The 19469-nt window shown below is 73.7% G+C and carries 18 protein-coding genes; 7 read left to right on the top strand and 11 right to left on the bottom strand.

Annotated elements, in window-relative coordinates:
- Window positions 1–34: 34 nt before the first annotated feature.
- The 3 genes from ACIO6U_RS01640 to ACIO6U_RS01630 form a co-directional block, all read right to left on the bottom strand.
- A complete protein-coding gene (locus ACIO6U_RS01640) occupies window positions 35–1789 on the bottom strand; it encodes a phosphatidylglycerol lysyltransferase domain-containing protein (RefSeq protein WP_401714783.1) in 1755 nt (584 codons plus the stop codon).
- A gap of 91 nt (window positions 1790–1880) precedes the next feature.
- Window positions 1881–3080: a nicotinate-nucleotide--dimethylbenzimidazole phosphoribosyltransferase gene (gene cobT / locus ACIO6U_RS01635; RefSeq protein ID WP_401714781.1), complete on the bottom strand. Its 1200-nt coding sequence runs from the start codon at window positions 3078–3080 to the stop codon at window positions 1881–1883.
- Between the two features lie 691 nt (window positions 3081–3771).
- Entirely contained in the window at window positions 3772–4956 is a 1185-nt protein-coding gene (locus ACIO6U_RS01630; RefSeq protein WP_391159828.1) for a bifunctional adenosylcobinamide kinase/adenosylcobinamide-phosphate guanylyltransferase, read from the bottom strand.
- A gap of 188 nt (window positions 4957–5144) precedes the next feature.
- Between ACIO6U_RS01630 and ACIO6U_RS01625 the strand changes: the two genes are divergently transcribed.
- The gene (locus ACIO6U_RS01625; protein WP_355334309.1) at window positions 5145–5354 is read left to right on the top strand and encodes a hypothetical protein; all 210 of its coding nucleotides are present in this window, start codon (window positions 5145–5147) and stop codon (window positions 5352–5354) included.
- Window positions 5355–5434: 80 nt separating this feature from the next.
- On the opposite strand, the gene ACIO6U_RS01620 is transcribed toward ACIO6U_RS01625, so the two are convergent.
- From ACIO6U_RS01620 to ACIO6U_RS01610, 3 genes are all read right to left on the bottom strand, one after another.
- Entirely contained in the window at window positions 5435–6526 is a 1092-nt protein-coding gene (locus ACIO6U_RS01620; protein ID WP_391159826.1) for a trypsin-like peptidase domain-containing protein, read from the bottom strand.
- A 168-nt stretch (window positions 6527–6694) separates the two neighbouring features.
- Window positions 6695–7474, bottom strand: a complete 780-nt coding sequence (locus tag ACIO6U_RS01615; RefSeq protein WP_391044264.1) for a methyltransferase domain-containing protein — start codon at window positions 7472–7474, stop codon at window positions 6695–6697.
- A 238-nt stretch (window positions 7475–7712) separates the two neighbouring features.
- Window positions 7713–8294 carry a DUF3043 domain-containing protein gene (locus tag ACIO6U_RS01610; protein ID WP_355334304.1) on the bottom strand — a complete coding sequence of 194 codons (582 nt, stop codon included), beginning with the start codon at window positions 8292–8294 and terminating at the stop codon, window positions 7713–7715.
- Between the two features lie 205 nt (window positions 8295–8499).
- On the opposite strand from ACIO6U_RS01610, the gene ACIO6U_RS01605 reads away from it, so the two are divergent.
- From ACIO6U_RS01605 to ACIO6U_RS01590, 4 genes are all read left to right on the top strand, one after another.
- Window positions 8500–9291, top strand: a complete 792-nt coding sequence (locus ACIO6U_RS01605) for a PspA/IM30 family protein (RefSeq protein WP_355334301.1) — start codon at window positions 8500–8502, stop codon at window positions 9289–9291.
- Window positions 9292–9447: 156 nt separating this feature from the next.
- On the top strand, window positions 9448–9726 hold the full coding sequence (locus ACIO6U_RS01600; protein WP_188282672.1) for a hypothetical protein: 279 nt from the start codon (window positions 9448–9450) through the stop codon (window positions 9724–9726).
- 89 nt (window positions 9727–9815) lie between these two features.
- Window positions 9816–11231, top strand: a complete 1416-nt coding sequence (locus ACIO6U_RS01595) for a sensor histidine kinase (protein ID WP_401714777.1) — start codon at window positions 9816–9818, stop codon at window positions 11229–11231.
- Window positions 11228–11938, top strand: coding sequence for a response regulator (locus ACIO6U_RS01590; protein WP_391124074.1), 711 nt, complete (start codon window positions 11228–11230; stop codon window positions 11936–11938). Before ACIO6U_RS01595 ends, ACIO6U_RS01590 begins: the two co-directional genes overlap by 4 nt.
- Before the next feature lie 73 nt (window positions 11939–12011).
- Here ACIO6U_RS01590 and ACIO6U_RS01585 read toward each other — a convergent pair whose 3' ends face one another.
- Window positions 12012–12890, bottom strand: a complete 879-nt coding sequence (locus ACIO6U_RS01585) for a GNAT family N-acetyltransferase (protein ID WP_355334294.1) — start codon at window positions 12888–12890, stop codon at window positions 12012–12014.
- 22 nt (window positions 12891–12912) lie between these two features.
- The gene (nadA, locus tag ACIO6U_RS01580; protein ID WP_401714774.1) at window positions 12913–14085 is read right to left on the bottom strand and encodes a quinolinate synthase NadA; all 1173 of its coding nucleotides are present in this window, start codon (window positions 14083–14085) and stop codon (window positions 12913–12915) included.
- Between the two features lie 269 nt (window positions 14086–14354).
- On the opposite strand from nadA, the gene ACIO6U_RS01575 reads away from it, so the two are divergent.
- On the top strand, window positions 14355–14708 hold the full coding sequence (locus tag ACIO6U_RS01575) for an iron-sulfur cluster assembly accessory protein (RefSeq protein WP_188281477.1): 354 nt from the start codon (window positions 14355–14357) through the stop codon (window positions 14706–14708).
- Between the two features lie 107 nt (window positions 14709–14815).
- Here the strand turns inward: ACIO6U_RS01575 and ACIO6U_RS01570 are convergent, their stop codons facing one another.
- Both ACIO6U_RS01570 and ACIO6U_RS01565 read right to left on the bottom strand, forming a co-directional pair.
- The gene (locus tag ACIO6U_RS01570) at window positions 14816–16450 is read right to left on the bottom strand and encodes a hypothetical protein (RefSeq protein WP_401714772.1); all 1635 of its coding nucleotides are present in this window, start codon (window positions 16448–16450) and stop codon (window positions 14816–14818) included.
- Between the two features lie 143 nt (window positions 16451–16593).
- Entirely contained in the window at window positions 16594–16851 is a 258-nt protein-coding gene (locus ACIO6U_RS01565) for a hypothetical protein (protein WP_355334286.1), read from the bottom strand.
- Between the two features lie 136 nt (window positions 16852–16987).
- Between ACIO6U_RS01565 and ACIO6U_RS01560 the strand changes: the two genes are divergently transcribed.
- The gene (locus tag ACIO6U_RS01560) at window positions 16988–17968 is read left to right on the top strand and encodes a carbohydrate kinase family protein (protein ID WP_401714770.1); all 981 of its coding nucleotides are present in this window, start codon (window positions 16988–16990) and stop codon (window positions 17966–17968) included.
- 21 nt (window positions 17969–17989) lie between these two features.
- On the opposite strand, the gene ACIO6U_RS01555 is transcribed toward ACIO6U_RS01560, so the two are convergent.
- The gene (locus ACIO6U_RS01555; protein ID WP_401714768.1) at window positions 17990–19378 is read right to left on the bottom strand and encodes a cysteine desulfurase/sulfurtransferase TusA family protein; all 1389 of its coding nucleotides are present in this window, start codon (window positions 19376–19378) and stop codon (window positions 17990–17992) included.
- Between the last annotated feature and the right edge of the window lie 91 nt (window positions 19379–19469).

Raw genomic sequence — 19469 nt, 5'->3', positions numbered from 1 at the left:
GGGCCGGGCCCCCCGGCGGCCCGCGCGGGGCCCCTCACTTGGCGGTGAACCGTTCTCTGCGGCGCAGCGGCGACGGCATTCTGGGCGCTTCGAGGAAACCCTCGGCGCGGGCGCCCGCGATACCGATCCGGGGCAGTTCGCTGGACTTGCCGAAGAGCAGATAGCGGGGCTCCCAGATCGGGCGGAATTTGGCGTTCGCCCGGTACAACGACTCGATCTGCCACCAGCGCGAGAAGAACGTCAGCAGCGATCGCCACACCCGCAGGACGGGCCCCGCGCCGAGCCGTGAGCCGCGCTCGAAGACCGACCGGAACATCGCGAAGTTCAGCGAGATCTGCTCGACGCCGACCTCGTCCGCCCGCTGGACGAGTTCGATCACCGTGTACTCGATCAGCCCGTTGTCCGCGCCCCGGTCACGCCGCATCAGGTCAAGCGACAGCCCGCGCGGACCCCACGGCACCAGGCTCAGCAGCGCCCTGGGCACGCCGTCGCCGTCGTGGCACTCGACCATCACGCACTGCCCGTCGCCCGCGTCGCCCAGCCGCCCCAGCGCCATCGAGAAGCCGCGCTCGGTGCCGCCGTCCCGCCACCGGTCGGCCCGCTCCAGCAGCGCCGCCATCTCCGCGGCCGGGATGTCGGCGTGCCTGCGGATGCGTACGGTGCAGCCGGAGCGCGCGACCCGGTTGTACGCCTGCCGGACCGTCCGCATCGCGCGGCCCTCAAGGGTGAACTCGGCGGTGTCCACGATGGCTTCGTCGCCCAGCTCCAGCGCGTCCAGGCCGTGCCGGGCGTAGACCGTACCGGCCTCCTCGCTCGCGCCCATCACGGCGGGCACCCACGCGTGCCCCGCCGCCTCCGCCAGCCACGCCTCGATGGCGCCGGGCCACGCCTCGGGGTCGCCGATCGGGTCGCCGGACGCGAGCGACACACCGCCCACCACCCGGTAGGCGATGGCCGACTTGCCGCTGGGCGACCAGATGACGCTCTTGTCGCGGCGCAGCGCGAAGTAGCCGAGCGAGTCGCGGTCGCCGTGCCGGTCGAGCAGGCCGCGCAGCCGCTCCTCGTCCGCCGGGCACAGCAGCGCCCGGCCGCGCGGCGAGCGGAAGGCGACGAAGAGCACGAGCAGGAAGAGCAGGGCGCTCATGGCGTTGATGACGACGTCCACCCAGCCGGGCGTGGAGATGGTCAGCGAGCCGCTGTCGTCCGGCACCAGGGACACCAGCCGCAGGACCGCGTAGCCGAGGCAGTCGCCGAAGCCCGCGCCCTGGTCGTCGTTGGTGACCGTGACCAGCGCGGTGCCGAGCAGTGCGGCCAGCGGCAGACCGGCGGCGGCCACCAGGGCCGCGTCCCGCGGGTTGGCGGGGTCGCCCTTCGCCCGGAACTCGCCGCGGCCGACGAGCAGCGCCGCCAGGAAGGCGGCGGTGAGCGCCAGCGAGATCCAGTTCTGCGCGTGCCGGTGGATGTCGGGCCACACCATGCTGACCGACAGCGCGGCCAGGAACAGCCCGCACAGCACGAGGTTGAGGATCCACGCGGCGCGCTTGCGGCGGCGCATGGTGACGGCCAGGAAGAGGGCGAAGGCGCCGGAGGTGAAGCCCGCGCTCAGCAGGTACGGGGTGAAGTAGTCCTCGACGTTGTGGCGGCGGATGTCCTGGCCGAAGGAGACCCAGACGGCGCCGAGGAGATTCACGCACGCGACGGTGCGCAGGTAGCGGACGGCGAAGGTGGCCGCGCGTCCCGGACACGCGTGAGGGCGCGGCTGTGTGCTGGTGGTGCTGCCCGTTCCCATAGGAGGGGATTTTATGACGTAATGCCCGATTTGGGGTCGCGCCGGGCCGCTCGCACCTCGGCGGGGACGGTTCCGCCGAGGGGCTTTTCGGTTACGAGGCGGGGTCGGCTTCCGGCTGCGGCGCCGGCTCCGTCTCGGCCTTTGCCTGCGGTTCTGCCTCTTCGGGGTCCTTGGCTTCCTTGGCTTCCTCGGCGTCTTCGGTGTCCTCGGTGTCCTCGGCGTCCTTCTCCGGCTCCGGGTCCGGCTTCTCCGCCGGGTACGGGAGTTCGGCCGACAGCGCCGCCGCGGCCTGGAGGAGGGGGAGGGCCAGCAGGGAGCCGGCCGCGCCGCCGAGGTGCACGCCCTGGTCGAGCAGCGGTTCGAGGGAGATCCGGTCCAGCGCCTTCGCCTGGCCCGGCTCGCCGCTGGCGTGACCCGCCAGCCACCAGTCCGGCGCCCGGAAGGCGATCCGCTGGGCGACCAGCGCGCACGCGGCGCTGACGACTCCGTCGAGGACCACCGGGAGCTTGCGGACCGCCGCCTGGAGCAGGAAGCCGGTCATCGCGGCGAAGTCGGCGCCGCCGACCGCGGCCAGCAGCGCGAGCTGGTCGCCGAGGACCGGGCGGGCCCGGCGCAGCGCGTCACGGATCGCGGCGCACTTGCGCATCCACGCGAGGTCGTCGATGCCGGAGCCGCGGCCGGTGACGACGGAGGCGTCCGTGCCGCACAGCGCCGCGATCAGTACGGCGGCGGGCGTCGTGCCGCCGACGCTCAGGTCGCCGAGGAGTACGAGGTCCGTGCCGGAGTCCGCCTGCTCGTCCGCGACGGTCATGCCGACCCGGAACGCCTGCTCGGCCTCTTCCCGCGTCAGCGCGTCCTCGATGTCGATCCGGCCGGAGCCGCGGCGCACGCGGTGCGCCGTCACGTAGTCCGGCAGCTCGGACGGGTCGCAGTCCAGCGCCATGTCGATGACGTCGACGTGCGCGCCGTACTGGCGCGCCAGCACGCTGGCCGGTGCGGTGCCGTCCAGCACCGCCTTCACCAACTCGGTGGCCGTACCGGCCTTCCGCGCCGACACCTCCAGCGAGGCCACGCCGTGGTCGGCCGCGAAGATCAGCGCACGCGGCGCCGCGATCGGCCCGGTCGGCACCTCGCCGCGCACCGCCGCCAGCCAGTCCGCCAGCTCGGCCGGTTTCCCCAGCCCTCCCGCCGGACGCACCAGCTTCTGCCAGCGCTCCTGCGAGTCGCGTCGAACCCCAGCGTCGGGCCGCTCCACGAGGGAGCCGAAGTCGTCCAAGTCGATGCCGCTCACCCGTGGAACCCTACCGGTCGCCTCGCCGGCGTGGCCTCACGGGTTCACCCGCCACCCCCAACCTCCCCGAGGCCCCGCCCCCGCAGGCCCGGTGGTCGGGATACATCCGATCTGCCCCGCCGGGGCGGGCGGTGACGTGCGGGAGCGTTCCCCGCGCCGCTAGAAGGTCGGTTCGCCGTCCGCGCGAAAGACGGCCCGCCCCGTCAGGGGCGCGGGGAACTGCGCGGCCGGCCCCCACCGGCCCGGTGGTCGGGATACATCCGAACTGCCCCGCCGGGGCCGGTGGTGACGTGCGGGAGCGTGGTGGCTGGTGGCGCAGTTCCCCGCGCCCCTAAAGACACGTGGCTGGCGCCCGGACGAAAGACGGTGCGCCCCGTCAGGGGCGCGGGGAACTGCGCGGCCGGCCCCCATCGGCGGGTGGTCCGGGGACGACCGATCTGCCCCGCCGGGGCGGGTGGTGTCGTGCGGGAGCGTGGTGGCTGGTGGCGCAGTTCCCTGCGCCCCTAAAGACACGTGGCTGGCGCCCGGACAAGAGACGCCTCGCCCCGTGGGGGGCGCGGGGAACTGCGCGGGCGACTCACCATCGGCGGGTGGTCCGGGGACGGCCGCATTGCCCCGCCGGGGCGGGTGGTGTCGTGCGGGAGCGTTCCCCGCGCCGCTAGAAGGTCGGTTCGCCGTCCGGGCGAAGGGGTCAGCGGAGGGGGAGGGGGAGGCCGGATACGAGGAGGAGGACGGATTCGGATTCGGCGGCGACGGCGGCGTTGAGACGGCCGAGCTCGTCGCGGAAGAGGCGGCCGGAGGGGTGGGAGGGGACGACGCCGGAGCCGACTTCGTTGGAGACGGCGACGACGGTGCGCGGGGTGCGGCGAAAGGCGGCGACGAGCTCGGCGGTACGGCCGCGTACCTCGTCGAGGGAAGCCCCCGGCGCCCAGGCGTCGGCCTTGTCGAGGACGGACGTGAGCCAGAGGCCGAGGCAGTCGATGAGCAGGGGCGGGCCGGGGGCGGTCAGCAGGGGGACGAGGTCGCAGGTCTCCTCGGTGCGCCACGAGGCGGGCCGGCGCTCGCGGTGGGCGGCCACCCGGCGGGCCCACTCGTCGTCGCCGTCGCGAGACCCCCCGGTGGCGACGTAGAGGACCCCGGGGAAACCGGCCAGCCGCCGCTCGGCCTCGGCGGACTTGCCCGAGCGGGCCCCGCCCAGCACGAGGGTCCGGCGCGGGATGTCCGGCACCTCCTGGTAGTCCCCGACGGTCAGCGTCGTACCGTCGGGGACCGCGCGGGCCCCGAGGGCCGCCAGCCGTCGGCCCAGCTCCGGCCGCGGCGGCGCCCCGTGGTCGAGGTGGACGGCGACCACGTCGGTGGTCGGCCCGACGGCGCCCGCGGCGCGCAGCCGGGCGAGGGCGTCCGGCCGTCCGACGGCGTCGAGCAGGACGAGGTCGTACGGCACCTGCCCGTCCGGCGTCCCGGCGGGCGCGCCGCCCGGCGGGAGGTAGAGCACGCGCAGCCCGTCGGGGGACTCGACGGCGTACCCGGTGCCGGGCGCGTCCATGGCGACGGCCTGCACATGGTGCCCGGTGATCAGCGCGAGCCGCTGCCCGTCGGGGACGCGGGTCGGGGCGGGCAGCCCCGGCGGGATCTCCACGGCCGGGCCGTCGTGCGGGTGCGAGAGCAGCACCAGGCGCAGCCCGCCGAGCGTGTGCCCGGCCCGCGCCGCGGCCAGCGCCACCCCGGGCGTCAGGTCGAGCAGCACCACACCGTCCACCAGAACGGCGGTCGCGCCGCGCGCGCCCGCGCCGACGGCGAGCGCGCACGCCGCGCAGGGGCAGTCGGGCAGCGGCAGCCCCTCGGGGCCGCCGGTGCCGAGCAGAGTCAGTTCCACGGGACGATCGTCTCGCGTCCTGCCGCGCCGGGCGCGCGGGGTCCGCCATGCGGAGACTCCCGATACGGCGAGGACTCCCGATACGCTGCGGTGCAGGCGGCACGCGCCCGGTGATCCCCGCAGCTCGCGGCGGCGGGAACGGGAGTGCGGGCGGCACGGTGGACCGACGGGACCGAGGAGAGACACACATGGCGTGGACGTGGCGGTTCGAGAAGGCCGACGGCACCGAGGTGCAGCCCGCGGTGCAGCCCGAGGAGTTCACCACACAGGGCGACGCGGAGTCCTGGGTGGGCGAGGTCTGGAAGGAACTGCTGGAAGGCGGCACCGACCAGGTCCACCTCTTCGACGGCGACACCAAGATCTACGGCCCGATGAGCCTGCACGGCGACGAGGACTGACCTCGGGGCCTGTCCGGAACGACGGCGGTGCCGCACCCGCGCACGGGGTGCGGCACCGCCGTCGTCATGCCGTACCGCGCTCACAGCGAGCCCAGCGTGACCTCCACGGTCTTCGCCGCCCCGTCCTGCTCGTAGCCGACCCGCACCTTGTCGCCCGGCTTGTACGAGGCCAGCGCCTCGGTCAGCGTCTGCGCCGTGGTGATCGGCGTCGAGCCCAGTTTGGTGATCACGTCGCCCGTTGTGAGCCCGGCCTTCTCGGCGGCGCCCCCTTTGGTCACCGAGACGATCGCGGCGCCCGCGGGCTGGAGCCCGTTGTCCACGACGCCGCGCACGGTGATGCCGAGCGCCGCCCGGCCGGAGTCCACGACCTTGCCGTCCTTGATGATCTGGCCGGCGATCCGGGTGACCGTCGAGGACGGGATCGCGAAGCCGATGCCGGGCGCCGAGCCGCTGCCGAGCTGCGGGTCGGTCGCGGCCAGCGTCGGGATGCCGATGACCTGGTTGGCGAGGTTCACCAGCGCGCCGCCGCTGTTGCCCGGATTGATCGACGCCGAGGTCTGCACCATGTCGGGGATGGTCGCGCCGGTCCCGCCGCCCGTGGCGCCCTCGCTGACGGTGCGGCCGGTCGCCGACACGATGCCCTCGGTGACGCTGCTCGACAGCCCCAGCGGATTGCCCATCGCCAGCACGATCTGGCCGACCGCCACCTTCGAGGAGTCCGCGAAGCTCGCCGGGTGCAGACCGCTCGGCGGCGACGACAGCCTGATCACGGCCAGGTCCTCGGCCGGGTAGGTCGCCACCAGGGTCGCGGCCAGCGCCTTGCCGCCGGTGGCCAGATTGACCTGGAAGCTCTTCGCGGTGCCGACCACATGGGCGTTCGTGACGATGTCGCCCTTGTCGTCGTACACGACCCCGGAGCCGAGGTCGGAGTTCGTCGTGATCTGCACGACCGACGGCAGCACGTTCTTCACGGTGTTCTCGTACGAGGTCTGGAGGTCGTTGCTCCCCGACGAGGACGTGTCAGCCGCGGGCGCCACCGTGGCGGGGGCCGACCTCGCCGCCGAGCCGGAGTCGGAGCTGCAACCGGAGGCCAACATCGCCGTCGCGCAGACGGCGGCGGCGCCGGGCAGCAGGAACCGGGTGCGGTGCCAAGGGGTACGCGATCCACTCATGCCTGAATTGTCGCGTTTGCGGCTGCCCCTGACCCAGCCCGCACGGCCAAACGGGTCTCGCCCCCGCCGGGACACCGTCCTCCGCCCGGGCCTCCCCGCGGGACCTCACTCGGGCCTCCACGCGGCCATAACGCGGACCTCCGTACGGACACCTTCACGCAGGCGCGGTCAGCAGCGCACGCCGCACAGGTGCAGCAGCGCGGCCACCGCGCGGTACGGATCGGTCCGCCCGGCGGCCTCCTCCGCGTCGAGCAGCTGGGCCAGCTCGTGCGGGTCCTGCGGAGGGCGCGCGCCGTCCGGCGCGGTGTCGGTGAAGACCCGCACCCCGTACCACTCCTGGAGGGGCACACCGATCCCGGCGAGCGTCGCCGTGAGGCGTTCGCGCCGGTCGGCGCGGGTGGTCAGGCCGAGCCGGTTGGTGTAGCCGGTGGCGCCGACCGCGCCCAGGGCGCCCGACCAGTCGCCGAGCAGCCCCGGCCGCATGGCCAGCGCGTCGCCGTTCCGCACGAGCAGCGAGAGCAGGCCGCCGGGGGCCAGCACCCTGGCGAGCGCGGCGAGCAGCGGCTCGGGGTCGGGCACGTACATGAGCACGCCGTGGCAGAGCACGACGTCGAAGCAGGCGGGCCCGAAGTGGCGGCCGGTCTGGCGGCCGTCGCCGCGCAGCAGCGCCATCCGGTCGCGTACGTCCTGCGGCTCGGCGGCGACCGCGGCCCGCAGGGCGGTGAGCATCGCCGGGTCGGACTCCAGACCCGTCACGATGTGGCCCGCGCGGGCCAGCCGCAGCGCCTGGGTGCCCTGGCCGGGGCCGATGTCCAGCACGCGCAGCGACCGCTGGTGCCGGGCGTGGGCGCCGCCGCTGGGCGGGAAGTGCGCGGTGAGGCGCTCGTCGAGCTGGCGCGAGACCAACTCCTGCCTGACGGTGTTGCGCAGGCCGTCGAGCCCGGCCAGCCAGTTGCCCGCGCCGCCGGAGAAGCCGCCCGCGCCGGGCGGCTCCGCGGCGGGAGCCGGGGGCGGGACGGGCACACCGGCGGCCGGAGTCCCGAAGCCGTACGCGCCGGCCGGATACGCCGACCCGTACGGCGTCACCGCGCCGAAGGACCCGGCGGACGGGTCGTCCCCGCCCGGAGCGGGCGCACCGAAACCGGCGGCGTCGGCCGCCCTCGCGTCGTTCAGGATCCGCCGCCGTTCAGAGCTGGTCGCCGCGCTGCACCTGCGGCTTGGGCAGCCGCAGACGGCGCATCTGGAGGGTGCGCATCAGCCCGTAGGCGACGGCGCCCTTGTGGCTCTTGTCGGGGAGCCGCTTGCGCAACTGCTGGCGCAGCCGGAACGCGGTGACGAACGAGTCGACCACGATCGCCACAATCACGACCAGCCACAGCAGCAGCGACAGGCTCTGGAGGGAGCCGATGATGCTCATCACGAGGATCAGGACCGCGACCGGCAGGAAGAACTCGGCCACCCGGAACCGCGAGTCGACGTAGTCGCGGGTGAACTTGCGCACCGGCCCCTTGTCCCTGACCGGCAGATACCGCTCGTCGCCACCGGCCAGCGCCTGGCGCTGCTTGGCCATCTCGGTGCGGCGGGCGTCGCGGGCCTGCCGCGTGGCCGCCTTGCGGTCGGTCGGCGCGGTGACGGCCTTGCGGCGCTGGCTCTGGGCCTCACTGCGCTTCGGAGTGGGGCGACCCTTGGGAGCCTGCGGGTCACGTACCTGGTCCTCGATCACCGCGGTGGTCGAGACCTGCTCATCTTCGGAACGACGTCGGAACACACCTCCAGGTTACGTGGTTCCCGGGCCCGGCCCCAGCCCCTCACCTACTCCTTGGGCCTGAGGTCACCGAACCGTGATCGTCCCTACGGATGACCGCATCCGCACCCGAACAGTGCGGTAATGGAACCAGGGCCCGTAGGCTGGGGTCTGTAGAGGTGCTGAGGCATGCTGGAGCAGTTGCCGGAGAAGGGGGCGCGCGAGGCCCATGAGCGGTGTCATGAAGCGGATGGGACTGATTTTCCGCGCGAAGGCCAACAAGGCCCTGGACAGGGCCGAGGACCCGCGCGAGACGCTCGACTACTCGTACCAGAAGCAGCTCGAACTGCTGCAGAAGGTACGGCGGGGCGTGGCGGACGTCGCCACCTCCCGTAAGCGGCTCGAATTGCAGCTCACGGAGTTGCAGAAGAAGTCGTCGACCTACGAGGACCAGGGGCGCAAGGCGCTGGCGCTGGGCCGTGAGGACCTGGCCCGCGAGGCGCTGTCGCGCCGGGCCGCCCTCCAGCAGCAGGTCGCCGACCTGGAGACGCAGCACACCACGCTCCAGGGCGAGGAGGAGAAGCTCACGCTCGCCTCCCAGCGGCTCCAGGCCAAGGTGGACGCCTTCCGCACGAAGAAGGAGACCATCAAGGCCACGTACACCGCGGCCCAGGCGCAGACCCAGATCGGCGAGGCCTTCTCCGGCATCTCCGAGGAGATGGGCGACGTCGGCATGGCGATCCAGCGTGCCGAGGACAAGACCGAGCAGCTCAGGGCCCGCGCGGGCGCTCTCGACGAGCTGCTGGCCTCGGGCGCGCTCGACGACCCGAGCGGTCTGGCCAAGGACGACATCCAGTCCGAGCTCGACCGTCTCTCCGGCGGCAGCGACGTCGAGCTGGAGCTCCAGCGGATGAAGGCCGAGCTGGCCGGCGGCAGCGCGCCGCAGGCGATCGAGGGCGGGCAGGGCGGTCAGGCCGCCAAACCCGAGCCGCAGGACACCCCGCGGTTCGACAAGCAGTAGGTCTCACCGGCAGGAGGTCATGACCGGCGGTAGGTCGTGACCAGCGGTGGATGTGGACTGCGGTGGACGTGGACAGGACGCGCGCCGCAGGGGTACGCAGGACAGGCAGGCTCGGCCGCCGGGCGGCACGTCAGCAGGGTTACGGAGGAGGCCGTCATGATCGTACGGATCATGGGGGAGGGCCAGGTCGGGCTCGACGAGAGCCATCTCGGCGAGCTGAACAAGCTGGACGACGAGCTGCTCGCCGAGGTCAGGAACGGGGACGAGGAGGGCTTCCGGCGCACGCTGGGCGCGCTGCTCGACGCGGTCCGCCGCTTCGGGGAGCCGGTGCCCGACGACTCGCTGGAGCCGTCGACACTGATCCTGCCGTCGCCGGACGCGAGCCTCGAAGAGGTCCGTGAACTGCTCAACGACGACGGACTGATCCCGGGCTGAGGGCGGGGCACCGGGCGGGTACGGGGCGCGCCGGGCTTCCCGTACCGTTGCCTACCGTGCAGTATCCGCTTCCGCCGAGGAATCCTCTCGTGGGCCCCAGCCGTTGGCTGCGGGCGCATCAGGGGACGGCTGACGCGGGTCTCGCCGCCCTCGTCTTCGCGGTGATCCTGGCCGGCACGGTGGCCGGAATCCAGACGTACCGGCTCGGCCTGGTCGACACCGCGCTCGCGGCGCTGGCCTGCGGGTCGCTCGTCCTGCGCCGCCGCGTCCCGTGGGCGGTGCTGGTCTTCACCTGTGTGCTCTCCGCGGTCTTCATCGCGCTGCGCCCGGTGGACGGCCGGATCCCGGTGATCTTCGCGGTGGCCCTCGCCCTGTGCACCGTCGCCGCCCGCACCGACCGGCACACCACCTGGGTGACCGGCCTGCTGGTCAGCGTCGGACTGACCGCGCTGGCCATGTCCTGCGGTCCGGGGCCCTGGTACGGGCAGTCCAATTTCGGGGTCTTCGCCTGGACGGGCATGGCCGCGGCGGCCGGTGACGCGGCCCGCAGCCGCCGCGCGTACGTCGCCGCCGTCGAGGAACGGGCGCTGCGCGCGGAACGCAGCCGCGAGGAGGAGGCCAGGCGGCGGGTGGCGGAGGAACGGATGCGGATCGCCCGCGAGCTGCACGACGTGGTCGCCCACCACATCGCCCTGGTCAATGTGCAGGCCGGGGTCGCCGCGCACGTCATGGACAGCAGGCCCGACCAGGCCAAGCAGGCCCTCGCGCACGTCCGCGAGGCGAGCCGGTCCGCCCTGCACGAACTGCGCGCCACCGTCGGCCTGTTGCGCCAGTCGGGAGAGCCCGAGGCGCCGATGGAACCGGCGCCGGGCCTCGCCGTCCTCGATCAGCTCCTCGACGGCTTCCTGCGCGCCGGGCTGCGCGTCACCGTCGAATGCGCGGTCGACGGCCACGAGGTGCGCGAGGACGCGCGTGCCGGGCCGGGGGAGCGGGGCGGGGGCGCGGCGGACGACCCGGCCGTGCCGCCGCTGCCCGCCAGCGTCGACCTCACCGCGTACCGCGTGATCCAGGAGTCCCTCACGAACGTGCAGAAGCACGCGGGCCCCGGCGCGGGCGCCGTCGTCCGCATCCGCCGTGAGCCGGGCGTACTCGAAGTCGTGGTGGACGACGACGGCGCGCCCGGCGAGGCCGCCGCGCTGCTGCCGTCCGGCGCGCTGCCGGGGCCCCGGCGCGGCAGCGGTGCAGGCGGCACGGGCAGTACGGGCGGCGCGGGCGGTACGGGGGACGGCGGCCCGCCGTGTCCCGCCGATCCGCGCGACGGCGCCCCCGGCGGCCACGGCCTGCTCGGCATGCACGAACGGGCCAGCGCGCTCGGCGGCATGTGCCGCACCGGCGCCCGCCCCGGCGGCGGCTTCCGCGTCTGGGTCCGGCTCCCGCTCTCCACGCCCCCGCACCCGGCCGCCGCCCCGGCCGTCCCGCCGCGCGCCCAGGGGAGCGCCGGATGATCGGCACCGGCCGCCTCGCCGACGAGCGCGCGCGGGGACCGCTGCGCGTCGTCCTCGCCGACGACCAGGCCCTGCTGCGCGGCGCGCTGCGCGTCCTGGTGGAGTCCGAGCCCGACATGGAGGTGGTCGGGGAGGCCACCGACGGCGCGGAGGCGGTCGAACTGGCCAGGACCGCAAGCCCCGACGTGGTGCTGATGGACATCCGGATGCCCCGTACCGACGGCCTCGCCGCCACCCGCGAGATCACCGCCGACCCGGAGCTGACCGGGGTCGCGGTGCTGGTGCTGACCACCTTCGAGGCCGACGAGTACGTGGTGCAGGCGATCCTCGCGGGGGCCGCGGGCTTCCTCGGCAAGGGCGCGGAGCCCGAGGAACTGCTCGGCGGCATCAGGACGGTGGCGGCGGGCGACGCGCTGCTGTCGCCGTCCGCGACCAAGAGCCTGATCGCCCGTTTCGTGTCGCAGCAGATCGACGCCGGGGTCCGTACGGTCGCCGGTCTCGACGCGCTGACCGTCCGGGAGCGGGAGGTGCTGATCGAGGTGGCGGGCGGGCTGTCCAACGCGGCCATCGCGGCGCGCCTCGGCGTCAGCCCGCTCACCGTCAAGACCCACATCAACCACACCATGGCCAAGCTCGCCGCCCGCGACCGCGCCCAACTGGTCGTCGCCGCCTACGAGTCGGGCCTGGTCCGCCCCCACCCCCGCTGACCGCGCCCCCCGGCCGGGCCCATCGCCCGCCCCGCCACCGCCCGCCCGCAGCGGAGCCGCCTCGTCAGACTCCTCAGAGGAAGGTCTCCGAGGGGATGTACGGCATCGGCGGGCGCATGCCGCGCAGGCAGACGAATCCGGCGTTGGCGATCTCCAGGCCGGCGGCGATCCCGACGTCCAGGGCCCAGTCCTGCTCGGCGGTCAGCCGGTCGACGCGGGCGGTCTCGCCCTCGGGGACGCTCAGCAGCGCGGCGGTCAGGAGGCGGGAGGCGAGACGCCGCGAGGTGGCGGCGATCAGCTCGACGCTGCCGCCGCGCAGGTAGCAGTAGCCGCTGCCCGCGAGGTCGTCGACCACGAACAGCCGGTGGTGGCGCAGCAGTTCCTCGTGGTCGGCGCCGTGCGCGCCGCCCCGGGTCCTGCGGTCGAGGGAGTCCAGCAGGTCGCGGTGGCGGGCGGTGCCCTCGTGCACCGCGCCGTCCGGCGGCTTGAGACCGGCCGCGTCCACCGGGCCCGTGAGCCGCATCGCGGGGTGCAGCGTGAAGCCCGCCCTGCGGTACGTACGGGCCGCCACCGGGTGCCGCGAGCCGCAGATGATGCCGCGCAGGCACGCCCTGCCGTGCACCAACGCCCGCGCGAGCAGCGCCTTTCCGACGCCCTTGCCCTGCGCGCCGGGCACCACGGCCAGCAGAGACAGGCCCCAGGTGCCCTCACGCCGGGTGGACAGCGCGACCCCGACCGGGCCCGCCGTCCCGTCCTCGATCAGCCAGCAGCCGCCGGGGTCGCTGCGCGCCAGGTGCCGGGTGGTGCTGTGCTGTCTGGCGATCTCCGCGGCCGGTAACGGCCCTTGCGGCGCCTCGCCCTTCAGCACGTGCGAGGCGCCGAAGGCGGCGGACGAGATCACCCGCACGACTTCGGCGTCCTCCTCGTCGTCACGTACCGGTCGAAGGATCACGCGTCCATCATCGCGCCGCGCGTTACGGCAGGGCCAGCATCTGCTCCAGTGCCAGCTTCGCGAAGTGCTCGGTCTCCGCGTCGACCTGGATGCGGTTGACGAGCTTGCCGTCGGCCAGCGACTCCAGCGTCCACACCAGGTGCGGCAGGTCGATCCGGTTCATCGTCGAGCAGAAGCAGACGGTCTTGTCGAGGAAGACGATCTGCTTGTCGGGGTGGGAGTTGGCGAGCCTGCGCACCAGGTTCAGCTCGGTGCCCAGCGCCCACGCGGAACCGGCGGGGGCCTCGTCCAGCATCGTGATGATGTGCTCGGTCGAGCCGACGTAGTCCGCCGCCGCGACCACCTCGTGCTTGCACTCGGGGTGCACCAGGACGTTGACGCCGGGTATCCGGGCGCGGACGTCCTCGACCGACTCCAGCGAGAAGCGGCCGTGCACCGAGCAGTGGCCGCGCCACAGGATCATCTTGGCCGCGCGGAGCTGCTCGACGGTCAGACCGCCGTTCGGCTTGTGCGGGTTGTAGACGGCGCAGTCGTCCAGCGAGAAGCCCATGTCGCGTACGGCGGTGTTGCGGCCGAGGTGCTGGTCGGGGAGGAAGAGCACCTTCTCGCCCCGCGAGAAGGCCCACTCCAGCGCGCGCCGGGCGTTGGACGAGGTGCAGATGGTGCCGCCGTGGCGGCCGGTGAAGGACTTGATGTCGGCGGAGGAGTTCATGTACGACACCGGCACGGTGACGTCGGCGACGCCCGCCTCGGCGAGCACGTCCCAGCACTCCGCGACCTGCTCGGCGCTGGCCATGTCGGCCATCGAGCAGCCCGCGGCGAGGTCGGGCAGGATGACCTGCTGCCGCTCCGAGGTGAGGATGTCGGCCGACTCGGCCATGAAGTGCACACCGCAGAAGACGATGTACTCGGCCTCCGGCCTGGCGGCGGCGTCCCGCGCGAGCTTGAAGGAGTCGCCGGTGACGTCCGCGAACTCGATCACCTCGTCGCGCTGGTAGTGGTGGCCGAGGATGAAGACCTTGTCGCCGAGGCGGGCCTTGGCGGCGCGGGCGCGCTCCACCAGGTCCGGGTCGGACGGTGCGGGCAGGTCCCCGGGGCACTCGACTCCGCGCTCGCTGCGGGGGTCGGACTCCCGGCCGAGCAGGAGGAGTGCGAGAGGCGTGGGCTGTACGTCCAGCGGTTGCGTCGTGGTCACGGGCCCGTAGCCCTTTCTTTGCAGCGCAGACCTTTTCGTCTACTTGACGTTATCTATGATAGCCCGTTCGTGTCAGATTGACGATGCCGGTTTCGTCAATGTGACGCATTCGCTCTCACCGCTCCCCGCGCCCTCCCTCGCCGCCGCCGCGGTGTGCGAGCATGGAGGGGAATAAGTCGTAGCGGACCTCGACACGCACGGAATGAATCCGCGCGGTTGCCGGTTAGCAGTCGGTAGCCAGCAGTCCGTACAACCCGGGAGAGAAGCACATGACGGTTCAGGACGAGACCACCACGACGGACGGCATCCTCCTGTCCGACGCTGCCGCCATCAAGGTGAAGACCCTGCTGGAGCAGGAGGGCCGTGAGGACCTCGCTCTGCGCGTCGCCGTCCAGCCCGGTGGCTGCTCGGGACTGCGCTACCAGCTCTTCTTCGACGAGCGCTCGCTCGACGGCGACGTGGTCAAGGACTTCGGCGGCGTCAAGGTCGTCACCGACCGGATGAGCGCCCCGTACCTGGGCGGCGCCTCGATCGACTTCGTCGACACCATCGAGAAGCAGGGCTTCACGATCGACAACCCGAACGCCACCGGCTCCTGCGCCTGCGGCGACTCGTTCAGCTAACCGGTCCGCGGCCGGGCCCACGCCCGGCCGCACCGGAGCACGAAGGCGGCGGCACCCCTGCGAGGGGGTGCCGCCGCCTTCACGTGTGCCCGGCCTACGCGGTGCGCTCAGCGGGCCTTCAGCGGGTGCCCGCTGGAGGTGTCCACCACCGTACGGCCGCCGAGCGGCTTGTCCAGCCTCACCTTCTCGGTGAACTCCTTGGCGAGCGTGACGCACGTGCCGCCCTTGTCGGCCGCGGTCACCGTCACCCGCACCTCGTCCGCCGACTCCGCGGCCTTCGCGCTGTACGTGCTGCACACCCCGCCGTAGAAGGTCAGCGACAGCGTGCCGCCGTCCGCGTGGTACGTGCTCAGACCGACCGTGTGGTGCCGCTGGGCGGGCCCGCTCGGCTGCTCCGGCACGCCGGAGGGCGGCACGGCGGTACCGGGCGCGTCACGCTGGATGTACGCCGGGTCCACCGCGGGCTGCGCCTCCACGCTCGACCGGCTCACACCGGGCTGCGCGACCTCGAAGAGCCAGGACGGCACCAGCACCTGGGCGCCGGACACGTAGTCGAGCGACAGGCCGAACTCGGCGCCGCGCACGTCCATCGGATGGCCGTTGCCCGGCACGCACGGCAGCGTGTGGGGGAGCGTCCTGTCCTCGCCGGGCGTGGTCGGCAGAGCGCTCGGCTTCGGCGCGGGCGCCGACTTCGCCGGACAGGCGGCGATCCCGTGATCGGGGTGCATCACCTGCCCGTTGAGGTCCTTCAGCGCCTGCGCGGCGCTCACCACCGGATAGCTGTCGCCCTTGTCGAGCGCCGAGAGGCGGCCGTGCGCCAGCGTGATCAGCCCGTCGGAGCCGACGTCGAGGCCGGTGCTCCAGTTGTGCGTGGGCAGGCCGTCCACGACCGGGTCGGCCGTCACCGCGCGGAGCGCGCCCGCCGTCTCGTGCGCGTCGACCGTGGCGCCCGACAGGCCGAGACCGGCCAGTACGGGCGCGGCCACCGCCTTCGCGCGCTGCTCGGACACCGGCGGCTCGGGCGTCGGCGCCTGCGTCGAGGTCGTACCGCTCGCGGGGGCGGAGGACACCGGTCCGTTCGTGCCGGGGCTGCCGGGACTGCCGGCGTTGCTCGAATCGCTGGAGCCCGTGCCGGTGTCGGTGCCGGTCCCCGGTCCGCTCTTCTCCGGGCCGCCGGGGTTCACCGGCCGCGGGGGATAGGCAGGTTCCGCCGGGTTGACGGTGGTCGCGCCGTACCGGCTGTACGACCAGGTGCCCGGCGCGGCCTTGGTGACCAGCAGCGTCGGCCCCGCGCCGTCGCCCGGCCCCACCCGCCACGAGTCGCCCTGCGCGGTGGCCGGGCCGCTCATCCCGAGCAGCTTCGCCAGCCGTTCCGCGTCGGCCGCGACGACCGGACCCTCCCCGCGGTAGACCGCGGCGGAGTCGGGGCCCTTGGGCAGCGAGCCGGTCAGCGTGTACGTGCCGCCGCTCGCCGGACCGCTGCTCGTCCCGTTGTCCGCGCCGCCGCCGTCCGCGCTGCCCGAGCCTTCGCCGGGGGCGTCGTTCAGCCGCAGCGGGGCCGGCCCGGCCTTCGGGTGACCGCCCTCGTTCGCGGTCGCCGCCCAGTACGCCCCGCCGCCACCGGCCAGCAGGACGGCGGCGGCCACCGCCGCCACCAACAGCCGTGGCCGGGGCGCGGACCGCTCGGGGCGGGGCTCTTCCGTCGTCGGGTCCGCGTTGTCGTCGTCGCGTTCGGTGCTCACCGCGTGCTCCTTCGGCTCCGTACGTCAGATGCGGATCTGACGCGGCGGGCCGGATTCCGGTTCCGCCGGGCCCGTTGCGCCGTCCGGGGGAACGGCGACGCGGGCCCCGCCGAAGGGGCCGTTCGTGATACGCCGGACAGGCCCTAGTCGCCGAACTCGGCCATACCGCGCACCACGTGCGCGGAGGCGGGCGGGACGACGATGCCGTGCAGGCTGGCGGGGGCGACCACGGCCTGGGCCTTGGCGGCCGGGGTGTGCCAGTGCGCGGCCATCCGGCGGCAGTCGCCGAGCAACTGGTCGAGCGACTCGGGCTCGGCGAGCGGGAACGACGCGGACACCGGAGGCGTGGCCGAAAGGGCGGAAGCGGAGGACGGCACGGGTGCGGCGGGGGTAGACCTCATACCTCGACCCTAGGCACGGGCGGACCATCGAGAAAGCCCTACTATCGGGTAGTTTCGCCGTGTCCGACTGCTACGGCGCACCCGGTAGCGTGGGACGCCTGCTCTTCTCGTCGATCCCCCGCAGGAGCCTGCCGCCGTGCGTATCGCCGTAACCGGATCCATCGCCACTGATCATCTGATGACCTTCCCCGGCCGTTTCGCCGATCAGCTCGTCGCCGACCAGCTCCACACGGTCTCGCTGTCCTTCCTCGTGGACGGTCTCGACGTGCGGCGCGGCGGGGTCGCCGCCAACATCTGCTTCGGCATGGGCCAGCTCGGCACCTCGCCGATCCTGGTCGGCGCGGCGGGCAACGACTTCGCCGAGTACCGCGCCTGGCTCCAGCGGCACGGCGTGGACACCTCGTCCGTACGGATCTCCGAGGTGCTGCACACCGCCCGCTTCATCTGCACCACCGACGCCGACCACAACCAGATCGGCTCCTTCTACACCGGCGCCATGAGCGAGGCCCGGCTGATCGAGCTCCAGGCCGTCGCCGACCGCGTCGGCGGCCTCGACCTGGTCTCGATCGGCGCCGACGACCCCGAGGCGATGATCCGGCACACCGAGGAGTGCAGGACCCGCGGCATCCCCTTCGCCGCCGACTTCTCCCAGCAGATCGCGCGGATGGACGGCGACGACATTCGCGTCCTGCTCGAAGGCGCCGCGTACCTCTTCAGCAACGAGTACGAGAAGGGCCTCATCGAGGCCAAGACCGGCTGGAGCGACGAGGAGATCCTGGACCGGGTCGGCACCCGCGTCACCACCCTCGGCTCCCACGGCGTCCGGATCGACCGCAAGGGCGAGGAGCCCATCCAGGTCGGCTGCGCCGAGGAGCAGACCAAGGCCGACCCCACCGGAGTCGGCGACGGCTTCCGGGCCGGCTTCCTGTCCGGGCTCGCCTGGGGCGTCAGCCTCGAACGCGCCGCGCAGGTCGGCTGCATGCTGGCGACCCTCGTCATCGAGACCGTCGGCACCCAGGAGTACGAGCTGCGCCGCGGCCACTTCATGCAGCGCTTCAGCAAGGCGTACGGCGACACCGCCGCCGAAGAGGTCCGCACGCACCTCGGCGCGCGCTGAACCCTCCCGGATGAGCGCCCGTCAGGCCCTGCGCCGCACCGTGTACGCGGTGCCGCGCTCCGCCGGGCGCTCACCCAGATAGTCGTGGGCCCGCATCTCGCACCACGCGGGGATGTCGAGCCGGGCGGCCTCGTCGTCGGACAGCACGGTGACGAGGCCGCCGACCGGCACGTCGTCGATGACCCGCGCGAGGTCGATGACCGGGATCGGGCAGAGCTTGCCGAGCGAGTCCACGACCAGAGCGGACTCCCCCGGCTCCCGCCCGCCCTGTCGGCCGGGCCCGGCCGACGCGGCCGACGGCGCGCCCAGCGCCGAGCGGACCTCGGCCACGACCCCCGGCAGCACCGCGAGGAAGCGCTCGACATCCTCCGCGGCGGTCCCCGGCGGCAGCGACACCCGTACGTTCCCCTCGGACAGCACACCCATCGCCTTGAGCACATGGCTGGGCGTCAACGTGCTCGACGTGCACGACGATCCGGACGACACCGAGAAACCGGCCCGGTCGAGACCGGTCAACAGCGCCTCGCCGTCGACGTACAGGCAGGAGAAGGTGACCAGGTGCGGCAGCCGCAGCGTGCTGTGGCCGACCACCTCCACGTCCGGCACGACCCGCGGCACGCGCGACCTGATCAGGTCCACCAACGCCGTCAGCCGGACGGCCTCCCGGGCCGCCTCCTCGCGCACCGCCCGCAGCGACGCGGCGGCGGCGACGATCGCGGGCAGGTTCTCGAAGCCGGGCGCGCGCCCCGACTCCCGTTCGTCCGCGGGCCCCTGAGGCGCGAAGCGGGTGCCCTTGCGGACCACGAGCAGCCCGACCCCGGACGGGCCGCCCCACTTGTGCGCGCTCGCCGTCAGCAGCGACCACTCGCCCTCGACCCGCCCCCAGCCCAGCGACTGTGCCGCGTCCACCAGCAGCGGCACCCCGGCCGCCCGGCACAGCGCCGCCGCCTCCGCGACCGGCTGCACCGTACCCACCTCGTGGTTGGCGGACTGGAGGCAGGCCAGCGCGGTGTCCGCGCGCAGCGCCGCCGCGAAGTCCGCGGCGGCCACCCGCCCCGACCGGTCGACGCCCACCGTCACCCGTTCGTACGCCTCCGCCGCGTGCAGCACCGACGAGTGCTCGACGGCCGAGACCACCACCTGACGGCCCGTCCGACGGCGGCCCGCCATGGCGCCGGACACACCCGTGTGCACCGCGCGTGTCCCCGAAGGAGTGAAGACCAGTTCGTCGGGGCGGCAGCCGACCGCGTCCGCAGCGGCCTCGCGGGCCGCGTCGAGCAGCAGCCGCGCCCGGCGCCCCTCGCGGTACAGCCGCGCGGGGTCGGCCCACCCCTCGTCGAGGGCGGCGAGCAGCGCCTGCCGGGCGACTGGGTGCAGCGGAGCGGCCGAAGCCATATCGAAATAGGACACCTCAGCACGCTACAACCCGCCCGCGCCGACCGGCCGGGCGCACTGTCAGAAGGCCCCCGGAGTGCGGGATTCCATCCCTTCGGGGTGTGCC

Origin of the sequence: Streptomyces sp. NPDC087422 (assembly GCF_044744145.1) — a bacterium.
GTDB lineage: Bacteria > Actinomycetota > Actinomycetes > Streptomycetales > Streptomycetaceae > Actinacidiphila.
This window is presented reverse-complemented; position numbering and strand designations above follow the sequence as displayed.